Raw genomic sequence first — 22,971 nt, forward strand, 5'->3', positions numbered from 1 at the left:
TTACGTCTCCTTTCCCTGGTACCGCTGATGCAATACCTTCATAATTTCTGCCGTTTCTGCTTTTTCCTGGGCGTCATAGTACTGGAAGGTCAGTGTCAGGCGCCCGCCGTCATTGTCCGTTCCCATCAGCTCCTCACTCATAGAAACGACAGGAAGATAGCGGTCACTGACTTTCAGCCCGTCCCGGAACAAATCTTCCGCAGCAAAAAGCACGGCGTAGATAGCCGTGCTTTTTTCCTGCTTCTTCGGCAGATAGGTAATGTAGAGGTCCGTATCCCGGTAGACCTCGTTTTCTTTCTGCGGCGTCGCCACCGTCATCGTTTTCAGGAAAAAAGCCGGCGGCGCAAAGCCTTCCTTGACTTCCTGCAGATGGACGGGATACGGGAACCGCTCTTTGAGTTTCTGCTGCACTGCCTGCAGGATATCGATGTCATGGATCATGTGCCGCCTGCTTTCTTAAGGAGCTTTTTCGTGAGTTTCTCCAGTCCCGGATGCAGGTCACTGGCTTCGAACTGCTTGACCGATTTTTCCGTATAGTGCTGGCCTTCATAGTAGCCCACGGTCCTGCCGCCAGGCGTTTTCTTCACATGTCCGTTGTTCAAGAGGTGATGGACGGGATGTGTATTGTGCAGCTCATAGACCAGTTCGGAACCGTTGTAGCCTTCCACTTTATGCTTCCAGCCTTTCTTCAGCTTTCCTGTACTGCCTTCGGGGGTATTTTTCACGCACTCCTTCTTGAGCTTGTTGCCGATGGTAATCAGGCCCTTTTCGGCAGTCCCCGGGAAATCATCGACGGCAACCAGCAGTTTGGAAGACAGCTCCTCCAGGCCAGTCATGTCAAAGTCGCCTTTACTCATGTATCCGTCCCCCTTATTTCTTCCGTACAGTACAGCTCCAGTGCTTCATGGCGCATGTATGGGTCTACGATGGTGTCGATGTCGTAGAGGTGGTCCTGGTACTTCACTTTCATGTCGTGCGTAATATGCGGACGCCAGCGGATGGTGATCAGGGTGTACTCGGTATCCGCCTTACGTTCCAGTTCATAGAACACTTTGCCCCGGGCCGGCTTGATGGACGCCCAGCAGCGGCAGATGACTGCATCGACCTGGGTATCGAAGCCGTATTCATCGGTCATGGCCTTTTTGCCCAAGATTTCGATGCGCTTATTCAAGAGTCCCGTCTTCATGGCACACCTCCTTAAAATGCGCTGCGGCGTACCCCGAAAAGAAGCCAGCGCAGGCACTTCAAAAGGCCTGCGTAGTCCGCTTCCTCCCGGTGTTCATACAAAAAAGCCGCGGCGTAGAGAATCGCTTCGTGGAAAACCACGGGATTCTCTTCGGCATCGGCTTCCTCGCAGCGGGATATATCCAGGCAGAGCGCCTGGGCTGTTTCCAGGGAAGACTGGATGACCTCGTCGTTCGAGGTGTCACCCTCGTCAATCCGCAGGTATTCCCTGGCTTCTTCCAGCGTCACAATCATGGCTTATCCCTTCGCTTTCATCTCCAAGGCCTTGACCGCTTCCTTGAGCATCAGCATACCGTCCACGCGCTGGCTGGCGAGGAAGCCAATCTGGCCGTTCGCAGCATACAGTTCATTGAGACGCTTAAAGGAGCGGTATTCACGGTCCGCAATCCAGTAATAACTGAAGTCCCCGAAGAGTATGGGCCGGTTGCCCGCCACCAGTTCCGGTGCAAAGGAAGTGCAGTAGCAGGGACGGTTCAGGATGGTGTCCGGCGTACCTGCCGTGACAGACGGCTGCCAGATGTAGTTGCCGTTGTTATCTTTCACTTTGCGCAGGGCCTTGATGGTTGCATCGTTCAGGAGCCAGACAGCCTTGCGGCGATACGGGATGCGCAGGGAATGATAGAGGTCGATGACGTCGTCAAAGGTGATGGAAGCGGTCGTGACCGTAACCCCCACTTCGGCAGACGGGAAGACGCCGGTCGGCTTATTCTTGCCATCGCCAGTCAGGAAGGCTTCTTCTTCCTTCGTACCGATGCGGCGGGCGAATTCGCCAGCAATGTAGCTTTCCAAGTCGAAAACGCTGTCGTTCAGCAGTTCTTCGGAGACACGAATGGCCGTACCCAGCTTGTAGGCACCGATGGACTGCTGGCCGAAGGTATCCTGGCTGTCCGGGTAGAGTCCGTTCTCTTCCATCCAGGCCGCTTCCCCATGGCCCGTCACGACGGGAATCTTGCGGTCGCCGCTGGTGTGGATGACCGTCGCCAGACTGCGGAAGAAGTTTTCTTCCTGCAGCTTGTCGATGAGCTGATGTTCAAATTCGTCCGGCACCAGATAGCCGCCATCGGCATCGGTCCCTACGCTCAGGGCGTTCTGTACATCGATGAAGTTCTTATGGCGGATGCTGTCCCAGAAGGCCTTACGGTAGGTATCGGACGCCCGGCCCTTCTTTTCCGCTCCGCCCTGGCCTGCACCAGGGAATTCGGTAATCGGTGTCGTAGTTGGCTGGGCAAGCTGGGCATCGAGCTGCTGCTGGCGTTCCATGCGGTCGATCTCTTTGCCGAGGTTCACCACATCCTCTTCCATCTTGTCGTAGCGGGCTGCATCTTCCGCAGACACCATGCCGTTTTCATCACGGACCGTGTCCAGAAAGGCCTTGGCTGCATCCCACAAATTCTTACGTTTTTCACGCAGTGCTAAAATCGTATCCATTGTTGTCCTCCTTAATGAATGAGCAATGCCAGCCGTTTTTCTAAGGAAGCGGCTGGCACTTTATGAATCGGTTCATGGGGTTTCAGTTTTTGTACCAACGAATTGGTAACAGTGACCGGCGTATAAATCATGGCTTCCGGCTGCTTTCCATCGTCCTTCTTCTGGTCGAACAGGATTTCATCCGCAAAGCCAAGTTCTACCGCCTTTTTCGCATTGAGCCAGGTCTCGTCATCCATCATGTGAGAAATCTTCGTACGGGCCAGGCCGCTCTTGATTTCGTAAGCATTGATGATGCTTTCCTTGACTTCGCTCAGCATGCCGATGGTCTTTTCCATCTCTGCCTGGTCGCCATAAGCCAGGGTCGCCGGATTGTGGATCATCAGCATGGCCACCGGCGACATACAGACCTTGGTCCCGGCCATGGCGATGACGGAAGCTGCCGATGCCGCCAGGCCGTCGATTTTGACGGTGACGTTGCCCGGATAATCCATGAGCAGGTTATAGATCTGTGCAGCCGCGAAGCAATCCCCGCCCGGGCTGTTAATCCAGAGCGTGATGTCACCACTTCCCGCGTTCAGTTCATCCTTGAACGCCTTCGGCGTCACCTCATCGCCCCACCAGGTTTCGTCAGAAATCTGTCCGTCCAGGTAGAGTGTGCGCTCACTGCCGAAGGCATCCGGCGCTTCGTTCGTCACCCACTTCCAAAATTTATGTTTCATTCGTGTCTCCCTTCTGGGCAAAAGCCCCGGCATCCTTGAGTTTCGTCATGCTGCCGTTCACAAGATACAGATTGCCACCTTCTTCATCCGGTACCGGGTTCATGTCTTCCATTTCCCGGATATCGTTGGCAGACAGCCAGCCATTCTGCCGGCCGATGCTGTAGCCGGTCATGCGGCTCTCATAATCGCCGCGCATCAGGCCGTTGACATTGAACTTGAGGAAATACTGCTTCTTCTCTTCTGGCAGGAACAGGGCTTTCTGCATGGCCTGTTCCCAGCGGATGACCCAGGGGTCCAGGGTATATTTCACAAATTCCATGGACTGCTGCTCTATATTATTGAAAGAACTTTTCTCCAGGTCCCCTATCATGTGCGGCGGGATGCGGTAGAGCCTTGCGATTTCATTGAGCTGGAACTTCCGCGTTTCCAAAAACTGTGCTTCTTCCGGCGGGATACCGATCTGCTGGTACTTCATCCCTTCTTCCAGCACAGCTACCTTATGGGCATTGGCACTCCCTTGATAGACAGCGTTCCAGGAATCCCGGACTTTCGCCGGGTCCTTGAGGACGCCCGGATGCTCTAACACACCGCTTGGGCTGGCACCGTTGGCAAAGAAGGAGGCGCCATATTCTTCACAGGCCATAGTCATGCCTACGGCATTCCGTGCCATGGCAATGGGCGAATAACCGACCAGGCCGTCAAAGCCAAGGCCTGGGATGTGCAGCACTTCGTCTTTCCGAAGCGGCACCTGGCCATAGGGTTTGATGGCCGGATTCTCGTCGGTGGTCTTGGTGTAGATGTAATAAATCTGGCCGCTTTCATCACGGCAGACTGTCATCTTATCCGGCCTGAGCGGATATAAGCCCTGTACCCTTCCTAACCTGTCTCGGATAATCTGGGCATAGGCATTACCCCAAATCAGCAGATGACTCATCAGGGTTTCCCGGAAGATAAATGATGTCATCTCCGGATTCGGCTCATCATGCAGGATATGGTAAAGCGGATGGTCATAGACCCTTTCTTTGCCGCCCGCTGTGTAGCGGTAGAGCTGCAGCGGCAGTGCCGCCAGCGTTTCCGACAGGATGCGGACACAGGCGTAGACCGCCGTCGTCTGCATGGCCGTGAACTCATTGACGTTCTTGCCGCTGGTGGACGGCCCGAAGAGATAGCGGAAATCCGTGCCGATGTAATAATCCCGCGGTTTGTCCCTTGTCCGGAACAGTTTCGAAAAGAATGGGATGTGCATAGAAGTCTCCTTCCGTTAAAACGAAATGACGCCCCGTTCGTCATAGACGCTGCCGCTGCCTGTCCCGTTACGGATGCAGCGGTCGAGGGCCATGATGCAGGCTACGATGCCGTCGATCTTTTCGACGGATTTTTCTTTGTCCGGCTTGATGTTCCCCGCCGGGTCCTGGCGCATGACCACGTTCCCGGCCATCCACTTGAGGACAGGATTGCCGCCATGGATGATGTTCCCTTCCATCAGAAGCTTGAACAGTTCCTTTGAAGGAGGCGACATATCCTTGAAGCCCTGGCCAAAGGGCACCATGGTGAAGCCCATGTCTTCCAGATTCTGCACCATCTGGGTGGCGTTCCAGCGGTCATAGGCGATTTCCCGGATATTGTAGGTTTCCCCCAGCTGTTCGATGAATTTCTCGATGAATCCGTAGTGGATGACGTTCCCTTCGGTGGCCTGGATGAAGCCCTGTTTCTGCCAGACGTCATAAAGCACATGGTCGCGCCGGCAGCGCAGTTCCAGGGTGTCTTCCGGTAGCCAGAAAAACGGCAGCAGGACATATTTCTCATCCTCCGTCCGTGGCGGGAAGGCCAGGACCAGGGCCGTGATATCCGAAGTGCTGGATAAGTCCAGGCCGGCATAACACATCCTCCCCCGAAGGGCATCGCGGTCGATAGGGAGATTGCCCTTGTCGTAGACCTGCTCCGGAATCCAGCGGATGCTGGCACTGGTCCAGATGTTGAGCCGCAGCTGCTTGAACACATTTTCTTCGGCAGGATTCTCGACAGCGTTCTGATACGCTTCCCGGACACGGTCGATCTGGATGGTGTGGCCAAGGGAAGGATTCGCTTTGTACCAGTTGGCTTCATCCGTCCAGTCCGCTTCCCCTTCCAGACCATAGACAACAGGGTAAAAGGTGTAGTCTTTCTTCCGTCCTGCCATCAGGTCAAGGGCTTTCGTGTGCAGTTCATAGCAGATGCTGTTCTTATCGTTGCCCGCCGTCGTGATGATGAAGAAGAGCGGCTGTTCCCGGGCATCGCCGGACCCTTTCGTCAGGACATCGTAGAGCTTTCGGTTTGGCTGCGCATGGATTTCGTCGAAGACCAGCCCCGACACATTCAGGCCGTGCTTGGTCCCCGTTTCCGCAGACAGCACCTGGTAAAAGCCGGCATTGCGGTAGTTGATGATGCGCTTCCCTGCCGTCCGGATCTTAGAGCGGCGCATCAGGGCGGGACTCATTTCAACCATCTGACGGGCCACATCAAAGACAATGGACGCCTGGTTCCGGTCGCAGGCGGCACCATACACTTCGGCGCTCGGTTCGTTATCGGCATACAGCAGGTAAAGAGCGATGGCTGCTGCCAGCTCTGACTTCCCGTTCTTCTTTGGAATCTCTATATAAGCCGTCAGGAACTGCCGCTTCCCGTTTTCCTTGACGATGCCGAAGAGATCACGCACAATCTGTTCCTGCCACGGCAGGAGCAGGAACGGTTGTCCGGCCCATTTGCCTTTTGTATGACAGAGATTCTCGATGAAAGCAACCGCCCTGTCGGCCTTGTCCTTGTCGTAATGGGAATCCGGCAGCATGAACGCTGACGGCCTATATACAAACGCCAAACCACTCACCCCCTTAAAATCAATTCCATTTCATCCACTCCCCGTTCACTGCCCGTGTCTTCTCCAATCATGCGGCTCCGGGCAGACGGCGTCAGGCCGAACTGCTCGCAGAACTTCAGCATGATCTTGAGGTTCGTCTGGGCGATGGACACCTGCGGCACCTGCTGCAGGTAGCCGTTCGGTGTCCGCACCATGTCGCCGTGCTGGGTAATGAATTCTTCAGCGCCTTTCCAGCGGGCGTAGGCCTGACAGTAGCCTGCAAAGGCCGCACGGTCGATTTCGGTCAGCATCCCCATCTCGGCGAGAACTTTTCCCAGCCGCTTCCATTCTTTCTTGGCGTCGTCTTCCAGCCACTCCGGGCAGCGCGGCAGTTTGCCCTTGGGCATGGGTTCTTTCTTATTGAGCGGCCGATGGCCGGGATTGCCCTCCAGCACTTTGAGGGCTGTCGGCTTCGGCTTCCTTCCTCGTACTGCCAAGCCATACACCTCCTTTCTGTAATAAAAAACAGCCCCGCAGGGCTGTCTGTGTGTTAAGTTAGAAATCTTCCAGTTCATCCGCTACGCTTTCCAGCCAGGGGCCGACTTCTTCGAGACTGCTAAATTCGGCTCTGGGAAAACCGTAAGGGCTGTCCATGGTGCCATCCCCAAATGCTGTAAGCCAGAGGCTTTCGTCGGTAATGATGTACTTCCCAAGGTAATGGAAAAGGTAAGCAGTGTCATCCAGGTACTCCAGAGCTTCTTTCGCCTTTTCGGAAAGGTCTTCCGGCCAATCCATCGCTACTGCGGTGGCTCCGTATACTCCGTCCAGGTTCTGTTTGTCGATTGCGTTCAAGTTTTTCATGTTCTTTCCTCGCTTTCATGTGCTTTTCCTTTGGGGGTGTTCCCCTTTGGCATGTATATATATCACTCTAAAGGCACATAATAGCAAGCTTTATATTGAGGATTTATGCATTTTATTAGGAATCTGGATGAGAAAAGAGGGCTGATTCCCAGCCCTCTTTCGGTACCTGCTTCTTAGCGGAAGCTGATGTTCAGCATCCCTGTTCCCATCCACCAGCTGTTTTCGACCCATGGATCTTCTCTAAAAATCTGCTTTGCTTCTTTAATTTTTCTTTCCATTTCTTCTTTGCCGAACTGTTCGCAGGCGGCTTTCTTGCTGATTTTCTTTCCATCCAAGGTAATGATTGTTCTCATCGTTGTTTCCCCGCTTTCTTATGCTTTGCGTGTTTTCCCTTTCGGTATGTATATATATATCACTCTAAATGCATAATATAGCAAGTTATTTCTGATGGATTATTTGAGGATTTTCCATTCATCAACACCCGGCACCAGACCGAGACTGCAGCCTGTATCCCAGGCCACATGGATGGTCCCCAGGTCGTCGATGTACTGTACCGTCCCTTCCGTCCCTGGGGCCGGCGCTTGCGGGTCTTCCATGTAGATCAACTTCACCCGCATCCCCGCCATACGTTCTTTACTGATGGCCAGGGCGTTTTTCAGAATGGTGCGGTCAAAGCCGAACTTCTGGTAGTCCCGGTCCATCTGCTCATAATACCAAGGGAATGGCATACCACAGTGGCGGTCTTCATGCATGATGTAGACCAGCCCTGTAATCGTCCCATCTTTCATCTGCACTTCGATGTCCTTCTTGTAGTAGAACGTCGGGAAACCTTCGTAACGGTCCAGCCGCTTCTCGTCGGCTTTGGAAATCGTCCAGACGGTGACAGGGACTCTGCTTTGTTCCTTGGACTCGATGGTGGCGTAGCAGCCTGTCAGCGAGCCTTTGAAAAGCAGCTCGTAGCCTTGAATGAATCCTGTCCCCGTAAGGACTGCATCGCGGCACCGTACGGCCATCTGCCGCTCGTCCATATTGCTTCCGTAAGCGATATAGTATTTCTTCATGTTGCTCATCCTTTCTGAAGGGAATGTCCTTCTACCCCCTTAAGGGCAGCCAAGGCTGCCCTGTATGCAGTTATCGTTCCCTTCAGGCGGCTGCGTGTCTCCATGCGGCGTTGCCCGTCAGATTCTTCAAAAGGTGGTGGCGGCAGGTCTTGAACTCGTCACCGATCAGGCCAAGGCGGAGCATCCAGCAGCGGAAGGCGTATTTTTCATTGTCTGTTTCCGTTTTCCGTGCCGAGGCTTTCTTCTGGGTCAGCGCCTGATGGGTCATGGCAAGGCAGAACTGGATGTAGGCTTTGATTTCGCCGGCGTGGAGGGTGCCGTTGAAAAGGCGGAACTCGACGGTCCCCTTGGTGAAGGTGGCGTGGAGGTTCAGGCCGTGGTAGCGGCTGCTGTTGTAATGCATGTTCCGTCCGCAGGGGGCTTCCATGTACCAGAGGTCTGCGAATTTCGCCATCGTCGCCGGCCGTTTCTTGTTGAGTTCCTTGAGGAACCGTTCGTTGGTCTTGCGGCAGTAGCGGTGTTCCCTGCCCGGGTCGATGCTCAGTGCGCGGTAAATCAGGTCTTCCTTGCTGTAAAAGACGTTCACCAGATTCCGCAGGGTCTTCGGCGTGAACCGTTCCGCTCCCACATGGATGTGGATGCCGCAAGAGCTGTTGGCGAAGGCGCCGGCTCTGCGCAGGGTGCGGATGAGTTCCTGCAGGCTCGGGATGTCGTCGTAGGAAAGGATGGGGCTGACCACTTCGGTGCGGTAGTTCGTCGTTGCTTCAACGGTGCGTCCGCCGACCTTCTTTTCGGGATACAGGCTGGAGTCGTTCATGGCTTTCCATTTCCGTCCCTGTCCGTCTTCTGCGATGTAGGTATCGTAGGCGCCGCCTTCGTGGTATTTGCGTTCCGTCCCGAAGAAGGTGGCCATCAGGCTGGCCGCCTTGCTGCGGGTGATTCCTGTCATTTCGATTTCGATGCCAAAGTGTTGTGTTTTCATAATTATCTCTGTCCTTTCTATGTGTGCGTGTGTCCTTTCGGTACACTATATATCACTCTAAAGGCACACAATAGCAAGTCATTTTGAGAATAATTATGGATTAATTTTACCGATTCCGGTGTGCTTTCACCCGCTCTGCATGACGCTTTGCTGCTTCTTCCGTGCGGAAAGCACTCCAGCCGTTGAGTGCCTTCATCAGGGCCATGCGGGATTCATGGCTGGCTTTGGTCCCCATGCCGATGCGCAGGAGCCAGCTCCTGAAGTAGTACTTTTCATTTTCCGGTTTCTTCACCGCAGGCTGTACCCGCTTTGCCTTGCGGGCCGCGCTGATCAGGAAGGCGAAGAGTTCCACCATGGCCCGGTTCTTTACGGTGTTCCCCGTGTCGGCAAAGCAGAAGGTCACCGATTCTTCATTCAGACGGATGCCCTTATTGCCATTCTGGCAGGCACCGTACACCTTGAAGAAGGAAGCGGCGTCGGTCAGTGTAGCTTCTTTCAGGGCCGTTACGCAGTCTTCGGTAATCTGGAAGTTCTCAGAGCCTGCAGCGCGGTTCAGCAGGTACTGCTGGGCGCTTAGGGTGAAGATCAGGCTGCGGAGGTGGATGCCATCCATCCCGTCAATGGGCACACTGACTTCGATGGTTTCCGTTTCGGTGTCTGCTTCCGGTTCCACCAGCCCTTCCTCTTCGAGGAAGCGGCGCAGGGCCTGCTGCGTCTTTTCGTTGTCGCATTCGATTTCTCCGCTTCGGAGGATGCGGAAGCCGCGGCCTTCAAAGGCGAAGGTCGGGGTCCCTGCGTAATGCAGCTTTTCGTTATGGTTGAAGGGAATCAGGCGTTTCGCCAGTTCCTTGCGGTCGTCCAGATTGGTTTTGATGGTCATAGGTATGTACCTCCTTTTTTTTGTTAGTACATATATCACTCTGAACGCCGATAATAGCAAGTTATTTCTGCATCTTTTTGAGAAATTAATCATCTGCTTCCGGCACAATATCGCCGTAGGGAATTTTCTCATCCCCGCGCAGTACAAACACACCTGCGTCCCCGCATTCGCTGATGTATCGCTTTACAATGACATCGACGAACTTCTCATCAAGCTCGATACCGTAACAGATGCGATTCGTCTGCTGGCAGGCCATGAGCGTCGAACCGGAGCCGAGGAACGGGTCCAGGATGATGCAGTGGCTCATGGACGAATTCTGTATGGGGTACGCCATCAAGGCGATGGGCTTCATGGTCGGATGCTCTTTGCTGGCTTTCGGCCTGTCGTATTCCCAGATGGTCGTCTGCTTGCGGTCGGAATACCATTGATGCCTGCCGTTCAGCTTCCAGCCAAAAAGACACGGCTCATGCTGCCATTGGTACGGGCTGCGCCCCAGCACCAGGGCGTTCTTCTTCCAGATGCAGCAGCCGGACAGGTAAAAGCCTGCGTCCTTGAATGCCTTGCGGAAGTTCAATCCCTGGGTATCGGCGTGGAACACATAGATGGAAGCATCCTGCTCCATGTTCTGTTCCATATTGACAAAAGCCGCAAAGAGGAACTGGTAGAACTTATCGTCCGGCATATTGTCGTTCTTGATCTTGCCGGCTGTTTCTTCCACATCGACGTTATAGGGCGGGTCCGTCAGCACCATGTTGGCTTTCTTCCCGGCCATCAGCCGTTCATAAGTCTCCGGCAGTGTGGCATCGCCGCAGATGACGCGGTGGTCACCCAGGAGCCAGATATCTCCTTCCCTGGCAACAGTCGGCTTTTCCAGTTCTCCGTCGACGTCGAAGTCATCTTCCTTGATTTTCTTGTTGTACACTTTCGAGAAGAGCTGCTCGACTTCCGGTGCTTCAAAGCCTGTCAGGTCGACGTTGAAGTCGACGCTCTGCAAATCGACGATAAGGTCGGCCAGGAGCTGTTCGTTCCAGGCACCCGTGATTTTATTGAGCGCGATGTTGAGTGCCTTGACCTTGTGTTCATCCTCGATATGAACGACGACACACTGGACTTCTTCGTAGCCCAGGTTCTTCAGCACCGTCAGTCGCTGATGTCCGCCGATGACCGTCATGTCGTAGTTGACGATGATGGGTTCCACATAGCCGAACTCCTCGATGGACTTCTTGATTTTCTCGTATTCCTTGTCGCCGGGCTTCAGCTGTTTCCTGGGGTTATAGGCTGCCGGCTTCAGTGAACCGATGGGCAGCATCTTCCATTCCATATCCGATGTCTTCACACGCTTGCTCCTCTCTGAAGGCAGCTGCTACCGCCCGGCCGTAACCGGCGAGGTGGTGCCACCTGCAATAATTCCGTACGCTGTCCCGTGACAGCTTGGTCTTCCTGGCGATGGCCTTATAGCCCATTCCCTGTTTTCGCAGGCTTTCAATCTGCCGCCGTTGGCAGTCATTCATACGCGGCTCCTTTCACACAACAAAAAAGCCCCGGGCCAATCGGCCTAGAGCAAAGAATTCAATTTTAGATGCCGGGTATCCCCCCTTATGAATTTCGCGTTTTTTCACGTTTGAGGGGGCGGCGGTCATGGGCAGAAGGGTCACAGAGATTTGCATCCCCCCAGCCCCATTGGTCTTTTTGAGACGCTGATGCTTGTTTCCGTCAGTTGCTCAATGATAAACTATAAGTAAATGATGATAAGGAGTTGGTACTATGCTGGCAAACCGGAAAAGGATTCACCTGTTCGCCGCTGTATGGCTGAGTCGTTTCAAAAGACATTCCTGCCAACCGAGTAATTTCTTTCTCAATGATTTTGAACATTGGTTTGGTGAGGAATGCCGTTTACTTGGATTTGAAATGGATTGCAGCAAAAGGTACGAACAGAGGATAACGGAAGAACGCCTGAAGTCTGATAACAATGCCACTGACTTAAATCTCATTCCTAATATATACAATTGGGAAACCCTGGGGTCTGGCTTGATCTCCCAATGGCGTTATCTAACACATTGGGAAATGGGGCCCTTGGAAAAGGTCATGCCAGAATACCTTCCATGGTTCATTCTCATGCTGGAGCAACTCTACAAAAGCTCAGCGCCCAAAAAAGAAAGCTAATATTTATATTCGACGTTCCGGTCTTCCGTCATCGTCTTATGGTCATGGCAGCTCTTGCAAAGGGGCTGCCAGTTCTTTTCATCCCAGAACAGCTTGGCATCGCCGCGATGCGGTTTGATGTGGTCCACAACCGTCGCAGGGACGAGGCGTCCCTTTGCCTTGCAGCGGACGCACCAAGGATGACGTTTCAGATAGAACTTCCTGGCTTTCTGCCATTCCCGTCCGTAACCGCGCGTCTCTGCACTGGCCCGGTCGCCCTGGCACTGCCGTTCGTGTTCGTCACAATATTTTCTTCCATAGGGTACCAGCCTGGGGCAGCCCGGATACTTACAGGGCGTCTTCGGTCTTCTTGGCATCTTCATCATCTCCGGCATCAAAAAAGGACCGATGGCATTTCGCCACGGTCCTTTATCCTTTTCTTGGTGATTCTATCATATCACACAGATGGGACTGTAAACAAGAGAAACCTACTGCAACTTCGTGCAATCCGGCTGATTAATTTCTGTCAGATCAAGGTGTGACAGGGCATCCCGATGGATCTGGTACACACGGCGGGGCTGCAGCTTCATTTTCTCTGCAATCTCCGGCCAGTCTTTAAAGGCCAGGTATCGCAGTTCCAATACGATTCTTTCTTTGGGGTCATCCAGCTTGCGGATTGCTTTCATGATGCTGCCTTTGATGTCCACTAAGCGGTCGATGGTTTCGTCCACCTCTTTTTCCAGGTCCACGAACCGGATGATCACGTTTTCCATCCGCTTGGGGTCCGGCGTACCACTGGGCGGTGTTTCACTAAAGGTATTATTCACCTTGCAGGCCAGATGCCGCAAGGCCGTCACATGCTCCAATTTGCTATCGATTTCCATGTTGATGTAACGTGCCCGTTCTAAAAATTCTCTTACTTCCATCTGTTTATCTGCTCCTTCTCTTTCCTCTTTCATAGTATACCCCCATTTCACACATTCGTCATTTTCAAGTCCGCTTGAACGGCATCAATCAAAGCCGCCTGGGTTCCGTCCTTCTGCTCCAGCACCTTCAGGATGCGTTCGTCGATGGTGCCTTTGGCCACGATGTGCTGGACGACGACAGTCTGATCCGTCTGCCCCTGCCGCCAAAGCCGGGCCACCGTCTGCTGATACAGCTCTAGGCTCCAGGTCAGGGTGAACCAGATCAGGATGGAACCGCCGCGCTGCAGGTTGAGTCCATGGCCGGCTGAGGCGGGATGGATGAGGGCCACTGGGATTTTCCCCGCGTTCCAATCGGCAAAGTCCTTCGAAGACTTCAGCTCCCGGGCCTTCATCCGCTTCTGGATGCGTTCCTTATCATGCTTGAACCAATATGCCACTAGGACCGGTTTTCCGTTCGCACTTTCCACCAGATCTTCCAGGGCATCCAGCTTCCGGTCATGGATGGTCACGATGCCTTTGTCATCGGTATAGATAGCCCCGCTGGCAATCTGGCAGAGTTTCAGCGTGAGGGAAGCGGCATTGGCAGCGGTGACCTCGCCACTCGGCAGTTCCAGGACGAGGGACTTCTTTAACTCCTCGTACCGCTTCCTTTCCTCATCACTGAGATGGACTTCCTTGGTTACGCTCACGAGTTCCGGCATCTTCAAGTAGTCCCGGGCTTTCATCGATACGGTAATGTCCGAAATTTGATGATAGATGGCATCCGCCGCACCCGGAAGCGGCTTATACGAATAAACAATGGGGCCGTTGTACCGGTCCGGTTTGAAGTACTGGTTCCGGTACTGGCTGATGAACCGTCCCAGCCGTTCGCCCATATCCAGGAGCCGGAATTCGGCCCAGAGGTCCATCAGCCCGTTCCCGGTCGGTGTCCCGGTAAGCCCTACGATGCGTTTCACCTTCGGCCGCATGGCCTTCATGGCTTTGAAGCGTTTGGACTGGTGGTTCTTGAAACTCGACAGCTCATCCAGTACGACCATGTCAAAAGACAGCTTGCAGTGTTCATAGAGCCAGACCAGGTTCTCCCGGTTCACGATATAGATATCAGCCTGTTTCTGCAAGGCCCGCCACCGTTCTGCCACGCTGCCGACCACAACGGAACAGGTCAGGTCTTTCAGGTGATCCCATTTCCGGATTTCTTCCGGCCATGTATCCCTGGCAACCCGCAGTGGCGCTACGACCAGTACCCGCTTCACTTCAAAGGTATCATACATGAGGTCACGGATGGCCGTCAGCGTCGTCACCGTTTTGCCCTCAGCCAAGGCCCATATCAAGAAAGACTGCAGCGATTTTATGTTGCTTGATATAGTCAATGGCATATTCCTGGTAGTCATGTGGTATGAACCTCATTTGGCATCACCCCCTTTCCCATCAGGTGTGTGGGCGATAGTTTCCAGCACTTCGGGAATCGTCTCAATGGCATCCAGGACGAATACCTGGTAGCCCAGCCGCCGCAGCATGGCATGACGCTTCAGTTGCAATGGCCGCGGCTTTTGCCCCGGCGCCTTCACTTCCACAAAGCCCATCTTCCCATCAGCCAATAAGACTAAGCGGTCCGGCATACCGGCAAATGACGGCGAAACAAACTTCACTGCCTTACCGCCAGCCTTCTCCGTTTCCATCACCAGATGGTGTTCGATTGCTTTTTCCCGCATATTTATCACCTTTTCTTTATAGGGGTGCAGGTCGGTGAAGGTCGTTTCATAAACTCCTCTTAAAGACATTTTTTCTATTTTTCAGCCCTAAAGGGGGTTTATATATTGACCTGCACCGACCTGCACCCTTCACTTTTTTTACAGGAAATCTGTAACTTTCAGCTTCAGTCCATAAATGAAATACCCGGCTTTCCGCTTACGCCTGTCGAACCCGGCTTTCTCTAATGCTCCGTAAAAATCCGTCGTGCTGCGGGTATACTCGTTCATCTGCTGGCAATATGCCCGGTAGGCCGTATAAAGCTCCCCGGACTTCTCGCTGAAAGCGGCATCTTCTTCACAGCAGTCATCCAGGAAGTGCCGAAGCCAGTCATTCTGCCCGCGATATTCATTGATGGCAGATGCGACACATTCGGGCGTATCCAGGTGATAATTTTTGGCAATGACCCTCTCCGCCCCTTCGATGATCCACTGCAGGATGGCAGGGCCGGCTTTCTCCACCAGGTAATCTGCGTAATTCTTGATGTCGCTCTTTCCTTCGAACTGGGCCTTGAAAGGCATGACGATAAGCCGCCGCCACGTCCCTTCATCATTGGCGCCTACCCTGGGCAGGTGGTTCGTATAGAGGACCAGCGTATGTGTCGGTACGAACTTGAAAGGATCCTTATACTTCTTTTCACCACTCACCTCATCGGTCGAGCAGAGCTGTTTCAGGATGGACGTAGAGAGCCGGACGCCTTCTTCCATTTCAGCAGCAATGATCATACGCTTCCCTTTCAGCTCTGCCATTTCCGGACGGACGTTTCGTTTGCAGCCTGCCGTCAGGGCATCAGCAGAGATGCCGCCGCAGTAGCTGCCGAGGACCCGGGCCAGGGAGTTCCAGTAGGTCGATTTGCCGTTGCGGCCATCGCCATAGGCGATGACCAGAGCTTCTACATAGACTTTGCCGATGGCCATAAGGCCGCTGATTTCCTGGGCGTAGTCGATGAGCACCGTATCGCCGGTAAAGAACTGCTGGACGGCCTGTTCCCAGATATCTTTTCCTTCGCTGCCCGGGTCGACAGAAGTACATTTCGTGATGAAATCCGTCGCTTGGTGTTCCTGCCGTCCCCGCATCCCCTTCCGCAGATCATATGTATAAGATGGGGTGTTCAGCAGAAACTCATCTGCGTCCAGTGCCTGGATGGGCATCTGGACCATGGGCTTCAGTGCCTGCAGAGCCGACAGGATATAGCGCATATCGCGGCGCTTCAGGACAAACTTCCGGTACGCTTCTGCGGCAAGGTAGGCGGCGTAGGCTTTGGCCTGTGCTGGCCCAATCATCTTTTCCAGCGTCCGTCCTCCCTTACGGATGATGTCTTCCGAAATCCCTGTCCTGGCTAATTCTTTCAAAGCCTGCTCGGACTGTTCATTGGCATCGGCGAGCTGCAAATCCAGGAATTCTTCTGCTGCACCGACCGCTGCCTGCCGCGATTCTTCCCAGCAGATGCCGTCATAGCGGATGAAATCCGTGCTGTCGGTATAGCGCAGTTCATTGCCGTATTCCCTGGCGATGACCTTTGCCTGGCCGATATCCGAGTAATCTTCCGGCCGCAGGGAGTCCCGGGTGCCGAAGTCGTTGTTGTATTCATCCGGGCTGACGTAGCCGTCCTGTTGGGCGATGCGCTTGCCGAAACGCACAGCACTGTTCCAGATGGTGTTCAGTTCGGCATCGGGAAGCGGCGGGTCGCACTTTTCCGCTTCGTCGAGGAAAATCTGGTACGCCTTCTCCGTCGCTCCATAACGTTTGATGACGCGGCCGGCAAAACGGCTCATGGTGCTGTTCCGGCGTCCGGCCGGGATGCTGCGCGACTCGGTATCTCCCACTTTGAGTACCTGGTCGATTGTCACCTCTCCGTCCTGCCACAACACTTTCTCGACGGGACAGCCATAGATGAACCGGGCCGCATCGAGAGCCGCTTCATCGAAGAAGGGATAGGCACGATGGATTGCCCGTTTCAGTTCCGTATAGTGCTGTTCATCCGTGATATCGGGAATCCCGAAATAAGCATGGAAGCGTGGTCTGGCACACTTCCCTTCCTTGGGTTTCATGTGATTCCTTGATGGCACGACGGCAACCGAGACGTTCGGCAGCATGGCCAGGAGCTTTTCCATGGAAATCCAGTCAGCAGGATTCTCCGAGTGGGTGTTGTCACAATCCATGACCAGGACGTCGGCAGAGAGAAAATTTTCCCGCTTCCGATAATAATCTTTGAAGGCCACGCAGACATGGTCAAAGGCTGCTGTCTCCTTCAGGTCTTCTGCGCGGCAGATGTTCTGCTGCCTGGGATAGCGGCAGTTTGCTTCCACGCCAGCAAAATCTGACCTATAAAGTGTAAAATCCATTTATTTCACCTCGTTAATATACCGAATTGGCTTTCCTTTTCTTTGGGCGTACTGGATCTCTTTTTCCATTCCCGCCGAAATCACATCGCCAAATACCCAAAGTTCGACGCAGCGGGATAATAGGGCGATATCCATAAAGAGCGCCAGTTCCCATTCCGATTCTTCATCGAGGAACTGTGGCAGATATAGATGCGGTGCCAGAGGGATACATCCCTGGTCTACTGTATAGCGGCAATAGGTACAGGCTTTCCGGATATTTTCTTCCACATCACCGGCATAGGGCGAACAAACGTATACAACCGGCATGAACGGGAACCTTTGGGGTTCCACGTTCCTGATTGCCTGATACGCCGTCGGGTCCGGATAGTACTCTGCATTACGTTTCGGATTTCTTTCCATGCAGTTCCATCCACCCCTCCGCACATTCATCGCACAATACTGCCGTCCCCACCAAATCGGCGTCCCCGTCTGACAGGACATCCTGCAGGTCGACAGGTACTTCCCTGCCGCAGACCGGGCAGCGGCAGAAGACGTTTTCATCATTGATTTCGACCGTCACATCGACACCATCCTTAAGTGCTTCTTTTACGTAAAACATGTGTCATACCTCCAATTCAGTCTTGTAATATGCCATTAGCAGCTGTTTCCGCTGCTGGAAATCCGGGCAGGAATACAGAAGGCCGTAGTCCAGGTGCTGCAATCGGTCCAGTGCATGAATCTGTTTTGCTGTCAGGTACGGCCGGATACTCTGCCCCTTTTCGATTCCGTTGGCCAGCCGGAACTGTTTAGCTGACATTCCCAGGACGATGCGGTTCAGCATGTCGGCTTCATTGCTGAAGTGATATGCCTTTGGGCTTTCATGCAGCCGGCAGATCATCTCGGTCAGCATCGGGAATTCCTGCCGGGCAGATAGGAGTGACCGGACACATTGTTCCATCTCGTTGAAGCGCTAAATGTAGAGTTCCTTGAAGTGCATCGCCTTCGGTCCTGTATAGCCCATGACCAGCATAGTGAAGCCATCGCGAGTCAGAAGGTAACGTGGCAGTTTTCTTCCTCTGGCATCACGATATGTATTGCCCTCAAAATTGAGTGCAATGAATTCTGGGCTTAATCCAGAATTGGATGCGGTGATTCGTCCGATATCACGCAGAACGTTGTAATGCTGCTTTTCAAAAGTCGCTGCGACAAACAGACTGTCAACCCTAGCCACACCTCCCTGATCTGCAAACACGCCGAACTCATCTTCCGGAACCAAAAACTTCATAGCGAATCCCGCCTTTCGTAAAATAAATGTCCGAGGAAATTTCCTCTGATAGTGAAAGGACAGGAACCGCTATGTTAAGTACCGGGAAATCAATCTTTTTTATAAAAATTACATTCATAGCCGTCAGCCCGTAACAAAAGCCCATCTGCCCAGGGCGGTGTCCGGCCCATCTGCTCACAGATGGCAGCCACGCTGGTGTCTTTCGGGCACTCGATAATCAGTTCATCATGGACATGACCCACGATGGCACAGCAGCGCAAGGTCTGCATGGCATAGCAGAGGATATCCCGGCTGATGGCCTGGACGATGTTCTCTACGAACTTCGGTCCATAACTTTCCAGCCGTTCCCATTTCTTCGTGGCTCCGATGCCTTCATAGGTGACGGATTCGCCGCCGAATCTGTTCTGGCCGATTTTCGGTTTGACATAGGAAAGCCGGCGACCACTCGGCAGCCGGATGAACAGCATCCCGCTCTGCCAAAGGAAATGGATGCCTTGGGCCATCTGCGGTATGTGTGTCTTGATGACCTGTTTCACACAGCGGTCGACGTCCCACCAGAACTGAACGATGTGAGGATTCGCCGAGCGCCAGGAATCGACCAGGGGCTGCAGTTCTTCTTCGGCAAGGCCCATGTCAAGCGCACCCATTGCTTTCAAAGCACCGACTGAGCCCCCATATCCAAGGGCCAGTTCTGCAATCTTGCCTTTCTGGCGCAGATGCCCGTTGACGCCATGTTTGACGACCGGGACGCCGAACATCGAACTGGCTGATGCACAATAGATATCCCCGTTCTGGGCAAAGACATCTGAACGCCAGGTTTCCTGGGCCAGCCACGAAAGGACGCGGGCTTCGATGGCCGAGAAATCCGATACGACAAATTTCAGTTCGTTCCTCGGGACAAAGGCAGTACGGATGAGCTGAGATAAGACATCCGGCACCGAATCATAGAGGAGCGTCAGGGCTTCGTAGTTTCCCTGCCGCACCAGCGCCCTGGCTTCTGCGAGGTCGGGCATATGGTTCTGAGGAAGATTCTGCAATTGGATATGGCGGCCGGCAAAACGCCCGGTCCGGTTGGCACCATAGAACTGGAACATGCCGTGCGCCCGGCCGTCCTCGCAACAAGTCATTTCCATAGCCTGGTATTTCTTCACGGACGATTTCGCCAGCTGTTGACGCAGCAGCAACACAGAGCGAAGCGGTTCCTTGGCTGTTTTCAAAAGCTCCTGCACCTGCTTCTTGCCAAGAGAATCCGTTTCCATCCCCTGCTCCGCCAGCCAGGAACGCATCTGCAGCACAGAGTTCGGATTTTCCAGCCCGGTCTTTTCTTTCAAAACCGCCATCAGATGTTCCCGAGATACTGCATCCATGGCCACGGCCTGCTGCACCAGTTCCTTATCGATAGCGATGCCCCGATCGTTGATTTCCTGGTCGATATGATATTCATCCCAGACCTGTTCAGGCACCGGATAATGGTGGAGCCGCTGCTGGATGGCCATCTCCACCTCCACATCCCGCTTGTTGTAGGATTTAAACATTGTCCATTTTTCTAGTGCGTGAAGCGGCAGATTCCGTCTCCTGCCGCCATTGGCCTTCGTCGGTTTACAGGGAACACAGAAATAGCGGATGAGGTCTTTGCCTTCTTTCATCTTCTGGCTGTCCAACTGCAGGACTGCCCCCGCCCCTTCCAGGGAAAGCGGCAGTCCCATGTAGGCCGACCAGATCATGGAGCATTTCCACCCGGCCGGATTCAGGAAACGCGCACACTCCCGGGTAAGCGGATGATGGTCGTGGAAAGGGTCCACACTCCTGCCAAGGTTAAGCAGATACCGTGACAGGCAGACCCGTTCGAAGCTGGCATTGAACGCCCATTTGGTGACGGACTCATCCGTCAGGGCGTCCAGGATATCTTCGGGGATAGTTTCTCCTTTGGCAAGGTCGATGACCTGTACTTCGCCACCATCGACGGCATAGCCAAAAAGCAGGATTTCAAATGCCGGTGATTCGGCGTATTTGTACACGCCACACTTGGCCAGATTAACGTCACTGAAGGTTTCGATGTCGATGCTAATAGTTTGCATATTTTTCACCTCGATAAAAACGGCGAGGCACAAGGCCCCGCCGCCACTATTTACCAATACTTATTTCCTAAAGGATTCCATCTGTCTGCGGTGATATGCTTCTTCCCGTTCATCCCGGTGGCGGGCCATTTCTTCATCCCGCTGGTCCTTTTTAAGATCCGTATAAATCAGGGCTACGAAGAATCCGCCGGCGCACAGTGCCACCAGGCAATACAATACTTCCAGAATCATTTTCAGTGTCGTTTCCATTATGAATCACTCCTTACGCCAGAAAATCATCATCGGCAGCTGTCGCAAAATCATCTTCTGCACGCGGTTTGCCGCCGAGAGGTTCCCCATCACGGATTTTCTGCAGGTTGTTCAGACCGCAGGCGATGCCTTTGTTGCCGTTGCTGTTGAAAGCATAGAAACTGATAGAAGCGCGGCCATACACACCGGAGTAGACTTCCGAACGTTCAATGATGTGCTGGCAGTCGGCGTCGACGATGCCCGGCTTCGTAGCAGAGTTGGCATTAATAAAATAACTGTCTTTATAAGCATCATCGCCCGGGCGTTCCAGGTCGCCGTCGCGCAGCGGGGTCTTGATGGCTTCGAGAGCCGGTACGACGCGGCCATTACCCTTGAGCTTGCCTTCGCCTTCTTCGTAGGCGGCTCTGATAGCAGCTTCGATTTTCTTGACGGTCTTCGTATCAGACTTCGGGATGATCAGGCTGACACTGTATTTCGGCGTACCGCCGTTGATGGATTTCGGTTCCCAAACGTTGGCGTAAGACCAGCGCGTATTGACCCCGGTGATTACCTTGCACGGATTGACGTAGTTGTTAGACATAATAGTTTCCTCCTTAATTTGCATCATTAAAATCATCAGCCGCTGTATGCATCGCCGGACGTTTGTCCGATTCCGGTACTAGGACCGGCTTGCCTTGCGGCTTTTCGACTAAGTTTGACAGCAGTTCTTCGAACCGTTTCTTCCCGAGCTGTTTTGTCATGGCTGTGATGCCGAGCAGCTTCTTTTCATAAGGGTCGAATCCTGCTTTTTCCACGGCTGCCGCTACCGCTTCTTCGTTCACATAGCGGCGGTTAGAGCGGCCTTCGACGAGTTTCCACCCTTCCCACTGCTTGCCTGACAGAGCCTGCTGCAATGCATATTCCTTGATATCTCCGGCCCAGTTGACCAGTTCATCGGCCCTCTCCAAGACGGCTTCGATTTCTTCATCCTGGAGCGTGGACGGAACGGCGAAATCGTACCGGGCCAGTTCCAGGTTGTACTCGGCCCGCTTGCGGCAGGTCGCCTTGATTTTGCAGAAACGGCAATGGTCGCCGGCGTTATATTCGCCCTCCCCTTTCGCCGCCAGTTCTGCCGTCGGCTTGAGTACCGTTTCGGCCCAGTGGAGCAGTTCGTTCTTGTCCAGACAATAGGTGCTGACGTTGTCACGGCGCGGCTGGAAGATGGTCATCGATACATGGTTGATATCGTAGATGCCGTCAAAGAGCTGGAGCGCCCCCAATGCGTAACACATCATCTGACTGTTCTTCTCAGCATCGACGAGGACGCCAAGGCCGTGTTTATAATCGATGATGGTCAACGTATCGTCGGCTACGATGACACAGTCGCCGGTACCGAAACCACCCGGTACCCACTTAGAAAAGTCCAGCCGCTGCTCGATCAGGACCAGCGGGTCTTTGCAGACAGCTTTGGCAGCTTCGACCTGCTCCATCACGAACTCCGTGTACTCGGTTGCGCATTCGTCCATTTCTTCATCGAAGAAAGTGAGTCCCTTCGTCGGATCTGCCGCATCACGGCCCAGCGCCGACAGCACCTTATACTCACAGAGACTGTGGGCATCGGTACCCTGCAAGGCAAACTCGCTGGGCGTATCCGGATAATTGGCGCATTCCTGCGCAGACGGCGGGCAGGCCAGCCAGCGATAACTGGAGGAAGCGGAAAGGACCGCGTGTTTAGTCGGCATGGCCCATCGCCTCCAGTTCTTCCATCAAGGCCGGATACTTGGTCGCATCGACACCGGAAAGCTTATCGGCACCGAACTTCTGGATGAGCTGTCGTACTTCGTCCGTGTGTCCCTGGCGTGCCTTATCGGCAGCCACTCTGCGGACATCTTCCAGGGACAGCTTCTTCTCCGGTTTCTTTTCTTCCTCGGCAGCAGGTACTTCTTCCTTTTTCTCCATCAGGGCATCGGCCATACGGAGAAGTGCCTTCCCGAAATCGGACAGTCCTGCCGCCAATTTCTGCAATTCATCGTTTGTCATTCAGGTTGACTCCTTTCGCTTTTCGTTGACCATTCAAAATCTGAAGATGTCTGGCGATGCTGTTCGTGGTGACACTGATGGCCATCAGCACATCGGCCAGTTCCTGGTCCAGTCTTTGCTGCACCAGATTTTCAGGCATTCGGACGTAGTTCATATTTTTCTCCTCCTTCCTGAAGGTTTCTTCTTTGCC

General features: G+C 53.7%; 28 protein-coding genes and 2 pseudogenes. 1 reads left to right on the plus strand and 29 read right to left on the minus strand.

From position 1 onward, the window contains the following. The 15 genes from FX155_RS06465 to FX155_RS06535 all read right to left on the minus strand — a co-directional run bounded on the left by FX155_RS06465 (position 1) and on the right by FX155_RS06535 (position 11,330). A complete protein-coding gene (locus FX155_RS06465) occupies positions 1 to 441 on the minus strand; it encodes a phage tail terminator family protein (protein WP_229778469.1) in 441 nt (146 codons plus the stop codon). Continuing rightward, complete coding sequence (locus tag FX155_RS06470; protein ID WP_154488136.1) at positions 438 to 857, minus strand: HK97 gp10 family phage protein; 420 nt, start codon at positions 855 to 857, stop codon at positions 438 to 440. The genes FX155_RS06465 and FX155_RS06470 overlap by 4 nt, the downstream gene beginning before the upstream one ends. Beyond that, entirely contained in the window at positions 854 to 1,186 is a 333-nt protein-coding gene (locus FX155_RS06475) for a phage head closure protein (RefSeq protein ID WP_154488137.1), read from the minus strand. The genes FX155_RS06470 and FX155_RS06475 overlap by 4 nt, the downstream gene beginning before the upstream one ends. A gap of 11 nt (positions 1,187 to 1,197) precedes the next feature. Then, on the minus strand, positions 1,198 to 1,479 hold the full coding sequence (locus tag FX155_RS06480) for a head-tail connector protein (protein WP_154488138.1): 282 nt from the start codon (positions 1,477 to 1,479) through the stop codon (positions 1,198 to 1,200). Positions 1,480 to 1,482: 3 nt separating this feature from the next. Beyond that, complete coding sequence (locus FX155_RS06485) at positions 1,483 to 2,673, minus strand: phage major capsid protein (RefSeq protein WP_154488139.1); 1,191 nt, start codon at positions 2,671 to 2,673, stop codon at positions 1,483 to 1,485. Positions 2,674 to 2,684: 11 nt separating this feature from the next. Then, positions 2,685 to 3,392, minus strand: a complete 708-nt coding sequence (locus tag FX155_RS06490; RefSeq protein ID WP_154488140.1) for a head maturation protease, ClpP-related — start codon at positions 3,390 to 3,392, stop codon at positions 2,685 to 2,687. Continuing rightward, positions 3,382 to 4,638: a phage portal protein gene (locus FX155_RS06495; protein WP_154488141.1), complete on the minus strand. Its 1,257-nt coding sequence runs from the start codon at positions 4,636 to 4,638 to the stop codon at positions 3,382 to 3,384. Before FX155_RS06495 ends, FX155_RS06490 begins: the two co-directional genes overlap by 11 nt. A gap of 15 nt (positions 4,639 to 4,653) precedes the next feature. Further along, on the minus strand, positions 4,654 to 6,216 hold the full coding sequence (locus FX155_RS06500; RefSeq protein WP_154488182.1) for a terminase large subunit: 1,563 nt from the start codon (positions 6,214 to 6,216) through the stop codon (positions 4,654 to 4,656). Between the two features lie 35 nt (positions 6,217 to 6,251). Then, on the minus strand, positions 6,252 to 6,722 hold the full coding sequence (locus FX155_RS06505) for a phage terminase small subunit P27 family (protein ID WP_154488142.1): 471 nt from the start codon (positions 6,720 to 6,722) through the stop codon (positions 6,252 to 6,254). A gap of 58 nt (positions 6,723 to 6,780) precedes the next feature. After that, on the minus strand, positions 6,781 to 7,086 hold the full coding sequence (locus FX155_RS06510; protein ID WP_154488143.1) for a hypothetical protein: 306 nt from the start codon (positions 7,084 to 7,086) through the stop codon (positions 6,781 to 6,783). A gap of 173 nt (positions 7,087 to 7,259) precedes the next feature. Then, positions 7,260 to 7,439 carry a hypothetical protein gene (locus FX155_RS06515; RefSeq protein ID WP_154488144.1) on the minus strand — a complete coding sequence of 60 codons (180 nt, stop codon included), beginning with the start codon at positions 7,437 to 7,439 and terminating at the stop codon, positions 7,260 to 7,262. Between the two features lie 99 nt (positions 7,440 to 7,538). Further along, positions 7,539 to 8,147: a DUF4314 domain-containing protein gene (locus FX155_RS06520; protein WP_154488145.1), complete on the minus strand. Its 609-nt coding sequence runs from the start codon at positions 8,145 to 8,147 to the stop codon at positions 7,539 to 7,541. A gap of 82 nt (positions 8,148 to 8,229) precedes the next feature. After that, positions 8,230 to 9,129, minus strand: coding sequence for an amidoligase family protein (locus tag FX155_RS06525; protein WP_154488146.1), 900 nt, complete (start codon positions 9,127 to 9,129; stop codon positions 8,230 to 8,232). Positions 9,130 to 9,235: 106 nt separating this feature from the next. After that, positions 9,236 to 10,009 (minus strand): hypothetical protein, encoded by a 774-nt coding sequence (locus tag FX155_RS06530; protein WP_154488147.1) that lies wholly within the window; start codon positions 10,007 to 10,009, stop codon positions 9,236 to 9,238. Positions 10,010 to 10,094: 85 nt separating this feature from the next. Then, on the minus strand, positions 10,095 to 11,330 hold the full coding sequence (locus FX155_RS06535) for a site-specific DNA-methyltransferase (RefSeq protein ID WP_154488183.1): 1,236 nt from the start codon (positions 11,328 to 11,330) through the stop codon (positions 10,095 to 10,097). Positions 11,331 to 11,773: 443 nt separating this feature from the next. Here FX155_RS06535 and FX155_RS06540 point away from each other — a divergent pair, with 443 nt between their 5' ends. After that, the gene (locus tag FX155_RS06540; protein ID WP_154488148.1) at positions 11,774 to 12,172 is read left to right on the plus strand and encodes a hypothetical protein; all 399 of its coding nucleotides are present in this window, start codon (positions 11,774 to 11,776) and stop codon (positions 12,170 to 12,172) included. On the opposite strand, the gene FX155_RS06545 is transcribed toward FX155_RS06540, so the two are convergent. From FX155_RS06545 to FX155_RS11405, 14 genes and pseudogenes are all read right to left on the minus strand, one after another. Next, positions 12,169 to 12,528, minus strand: coding sequence for an HNH endonuclease (locus tag FX155_RS06545; protein WP_154488149.1), 360 nt, complete (start codon positions 12,526 to 12,528; stop codon positions 12,169 to 12,171). The genes FX155_RS06540 and FX155_RS06545 overlap by 4 nt on opposite strands. 111 nt (positions 12,529 to 12,639) lie before the next feature. After that, positions 12,640 to 13,077, minus strand: a complete 438-nt coding sequence (locus FX155_RS06550; protein ID WP_229778470.1) for a sigma factor-like helix-turn-helix DNA-binding protein — start codon at positions 13,075 to 13,077, stop codon at positions 12,640 to 12,642. Positions 13,078 to 13,124: 47 nt separating this feature from the next. Next, a pseudogene (locus FX155_RS06555) lies at positions 13,125 to 14,484 on the minus strand (SNF2-related protein). Then, positions 14,481 to 14,858: a VRR-NUC domain-containing protein gene (locus FX155_RS06560; RefSeq protein ID WP_268234268.1), complete on the minus strand. Its 378-nt coding sequence runs from the start codon at positions 14,856 to 14,858 to the stop codon at positions 14,481 to 14,483. The pseudogene FX155_RS06555 and the gene FX155_RS06560 overlap by 4 nt, the downstream one beginning before the upstream one ends. A gap of 69 nt (positions 14,859 to 14,927) precedes the next feature. Further along, the gene (locus FX155_RS06565; RefSeq protein ID WP_154488151.1) at positions 14,928 to 17,171 is read right to left on the minus strand and encodes a phage/plasmid primase, P4 family; all 2,244 of its coding nucleotides are present in this window, start codon (positions 17,169 to 17,171) and stop codon (positions 14,928 to 14,930) included. Further along, positions 17,172 to 17,570 (minus strand): DUF4406 domain-containing protein, encoded by a 399-nt coding sequence (locus FX155_RS06570; RefSeq protein ID WP_154488152.1) that lies wholly within the window; start codon positions 17,568 to 17,570, stop codon positions 17,172 to 17,174. Beyond that, positions 17,548 to 17,769 (minus strand): hypothetical protein, encoded by a 222-nt coding sequence (locus FX155_RS06575; protein ID WP_154488153.1) that lies wholly within the window; start codon positions 17,767 to 17,769, stop codon positions 17,548 to 17,550. Before FX155_RS06575 ends, FX155_RS06570 begins: the two co-directional genes overlap by 23 nt. 3 nt (positions 17,770 to 17,772) lie before the next feature. Continuing rightward, positions 17,773 to 18,435: pseudogene (locus tag FX155_RS11740) on the minus strand (Rha family transcriptional regulator). Between the two features lie 89 nt (positions 18,436 to 18,524). Next, positions 18,525 to 20,513, minus strand: coding sequence for a DNA polymerase (locus FX155_RS06585; RefSeq protein ID WP_154488185.1), 1,989 nt, complete (start codon positions 20,511 to 20,513; stop codon positions 18,525 to 18,527). Positions 20,514 to 20,573: 60 nt separating this feature from the next. Next, positions 20,574 to 20,762: a hypothetical protein gene (locus FX155_RS06590; protein WP_154488154.1), complete on the minus strand. Its 189-nt coding sequence runs from the start codon at positions 20,760 to 20,762 to the stop codon at positions 20,574 to 20,576. A 13-nt stretch (positions 20,763 to 20,775) separates the two neighbouring features. Continuing rightward, entirely contained in the window at positions 20,776 to 21,342 is a 567-nt protein-coding gene (locus FX155_RS06595) for a DUF2815 family protein (RefSeq protein ID WP_154488155.1), read from the minus strand. Positions 21,343 to 21,355: 13 nt separating this feature from the next. After that, positions 21,356 to 22,483 carry a DUF2800 domain-containing protein gene (locus FX155_RS06600; protein WP_154488156.1) on the minus strand — a complete coding sequence of 376 codons (1,128 nt, stop codon included), beginning with the start codon at positions 22,481 to 22,483 and terminating at the stop codon, positions 21,356 to 21,358. After that, positions 22,473 to 22,781 (minus strand): rRNA biogenesis protein rrp5, encoded by a 309-nt coding sequence (locus tag FX155_RS06605; protein ID WP_154488157.1) that lies wholly within the window; start codon positions 22,779 to 22,781, stop codon positions 22,473 to 22,475. Before FX155_RS06605 ends, FX155_RS06600 begins: the two co-directional genes overlap by 11 nt. Then, positions 22,768 to 22,935: a hypothetical protein gene (locus tag FX155_RS11405; protein WP_195839625.1), complete on the minus strand. Its 168-nt coding sequence runs from the start codon at positions 22,933 to 22,935 to the stop codon at positions 22,768 to 22,770. The genes FX155_RS06605 and FX155_RS11405 overlap by 14 nt, the downstream gene beginning before the upstream one ends. Positions 22,936 to 22,971 lie beyond the last annotated feature (36 nt).

The sequence above is a fragment of the Acidaminococcus fermentans genome (assembly GCF_009696675.1).
Lineage (GTDB): Bacteria > Bacillota > Negativicutes > Acidaminococcales > Acidaminococcaceae > Acidaminococcus.

Coding starts and splice junctions, on each gene's coding strand:
- FX155_RS06465 (WP_229778469.1), bottom strand. CDS start 441: ATGATCCATGACATCGATATCCTGCAGGCAGTGCAGCAGAAACTCAAA.
- FX155_RS06470 (WP_154488136.1), bottom strand. CDS start 857: ATGAGTAAAGGCGACTTTGACATGACTGGCCTGGAGGAGCTGTCTTCC.
- FX155_RS06475 (WP_154488137.1), bottom strand. CDS start 1,186: ATGAAGACGGGACTCTTGAATAAGCGCATCGAAATCTTGGGCAAAAAG.
- FX155_RS06480 (WP_154488138.1), bottom strand. CDS start 1,479: ATGATTGTGACGCTGGAAGAAGCCAGGGAATACCTGCGGATTGACGAG.
- FX155_RS06485 (WP_154488139.1), bottom strand. CDS start 2,673: ATGGATACGATTTTAGCACTGCGTGAAAAACGTAAGAATTTGTGGGAT.
- FX155_RS06490 (WP_154488140.1), bottom strand. CDS start 3,392: ATGAAACATAAATTTTGGAAGTGGGTGACGAACGAAGCGCCGGATGCC.
- FX155_RS06495 (WP_154488141.1), bottom strand. CDS start 4,638: ATGCACATCCCATTCTTTTCGAAACTGTTCCGGACAAGGGACAAACCG.
- FX155_RS06500 (WP_154488182.1), bottom strand. CDS start 6,216: ATGCTGCCGGATTCCCATTACGACAAGGACAAGGCCGACAGGGCGGTT.
- FX155_RS06510 (WP_154488143.1), bottom strand. CDS start 7,086: ATGAAAAACTTGAACGCAATCGACAAACAGAACCTGGACGGAGTATAC.
- FX155_RS06515 (WP_154488144.1), bottom strand. CDS start 7,439: ATGAGAACAATCATTACCTTGGATGGAAAGAAAATCAGCAAGAAAGCC.
- FX155_RS06520 (WP_154488145.1), bottom strand. CDS start 8,147: ATGAAGAAATACTATATCGCTTACGGAAGCAATATGGACGAGCGGCAG.
- FX155_RS06525 (WP_154488146.1), bottom strand. CDS start 9,129: ATGAAAACACAACACTTTGGCATCGAAATCGAAATGACAGGAATCACC.
- FX155_RS06530 (WP_154488147.1), bottom strand. CDS start 10,009: ATGACCATCAAAACCAATCTGGACGACCGCAAGGAACTGGCGAAACGC.
- FX155_RS06535 (WP_154488183.1), bottom strand. CDS start 11,330: ATGGAATGGAAGATGCTGCCCATCGGTTCACTGAAGCCGGCAGCCTAT.
- FX155_RS06540 (WP_154488148.1), top strand. CDS start 11,774: ATGCTGGCAAACCGGAAAAGGATTCACCTGTTCGCCGCTGTATGGCTG.
- FX155_RS06545 (WP_154488149.1), bottom strand. CDS start 12,528: ATGCCAAGAAGACCGAAGACGCCCTGTAAGTATCCGGGCTGCCCCAGG.
- FX155_RS06550 (WP_229778470.1), bottom strand. CDS start 13,077: ATGGAAGTAAGAGAATTTTTAGAACGGGCACGTTACATCAACATGGAA.
- FX155_RS06560 (WP_268234268.1), bottom strand. CDS start 14,858: ATGTCTTTAAGAGGAGTTTATGAAACGACCTTCACCGACCTGCACCCC.
- FX155_RS06565 (WP_154488151.1), bottom strand. CDS start 17,171: ATGGATTTTACACTTTATAGGTCAGATTTTGCTGGCGTGGAAGCAAAC.
- FX155_RS06570 (WP_154488152.1), bottom strand. CDS start 17,570: ATGGAAAGAAATCCGAAACGTAATGCAGAGTACTATCCGGACCCGACG.
- FX155_RS06575 (WP_154488153.1), bottom strand. CDS start 17,769: ATGTTTTACGTAAAAGAAGCACTTAAGGATGGTGTCGATGTGACGGTC.
- FX155_RS06585 (WP_154488185.1), bottom strand. CDS start 20,513: ATGCAAACTATTAGCATCGACATCGAAACCTTCAGTGACGTTAATCTG.
- FX155_RS06590 (WP_154488154.1), bottom strand. CDS start 20,762: ATGGAAACGACACTGAAAATGATTCTGGAAGTATTGTATTGCCTGGTG.
- FX155_RS06595 (WP_154488155.1), bottom strand. CDS start 21,342: ATGTCTAACAACTACGTCAATCCGTGCAAGGTAATCACCGGGGTCAAT.
- FX155_RS06600 (WP_154488156.1), bottom strand. CDS start 22,483: ATGCCGACTAAACACGCGGTCCTTTCCGCTTCCTCCAGTTATCGCTGG.
- FX155_RS06605 (WP_154488157.1), bottom strand. CDS start 22,781: ATGACAAACGATGAATTGCAGAAATTGGCGGCAGGACTGTCCGATTTC.
- FX155_RS11405 (WP_195839625.1), bottom strand. CDS start 22,935: ATGAACTACGTCCGAATGCCTGAAAATCTGGTGCAGCAAAGACTGGAC.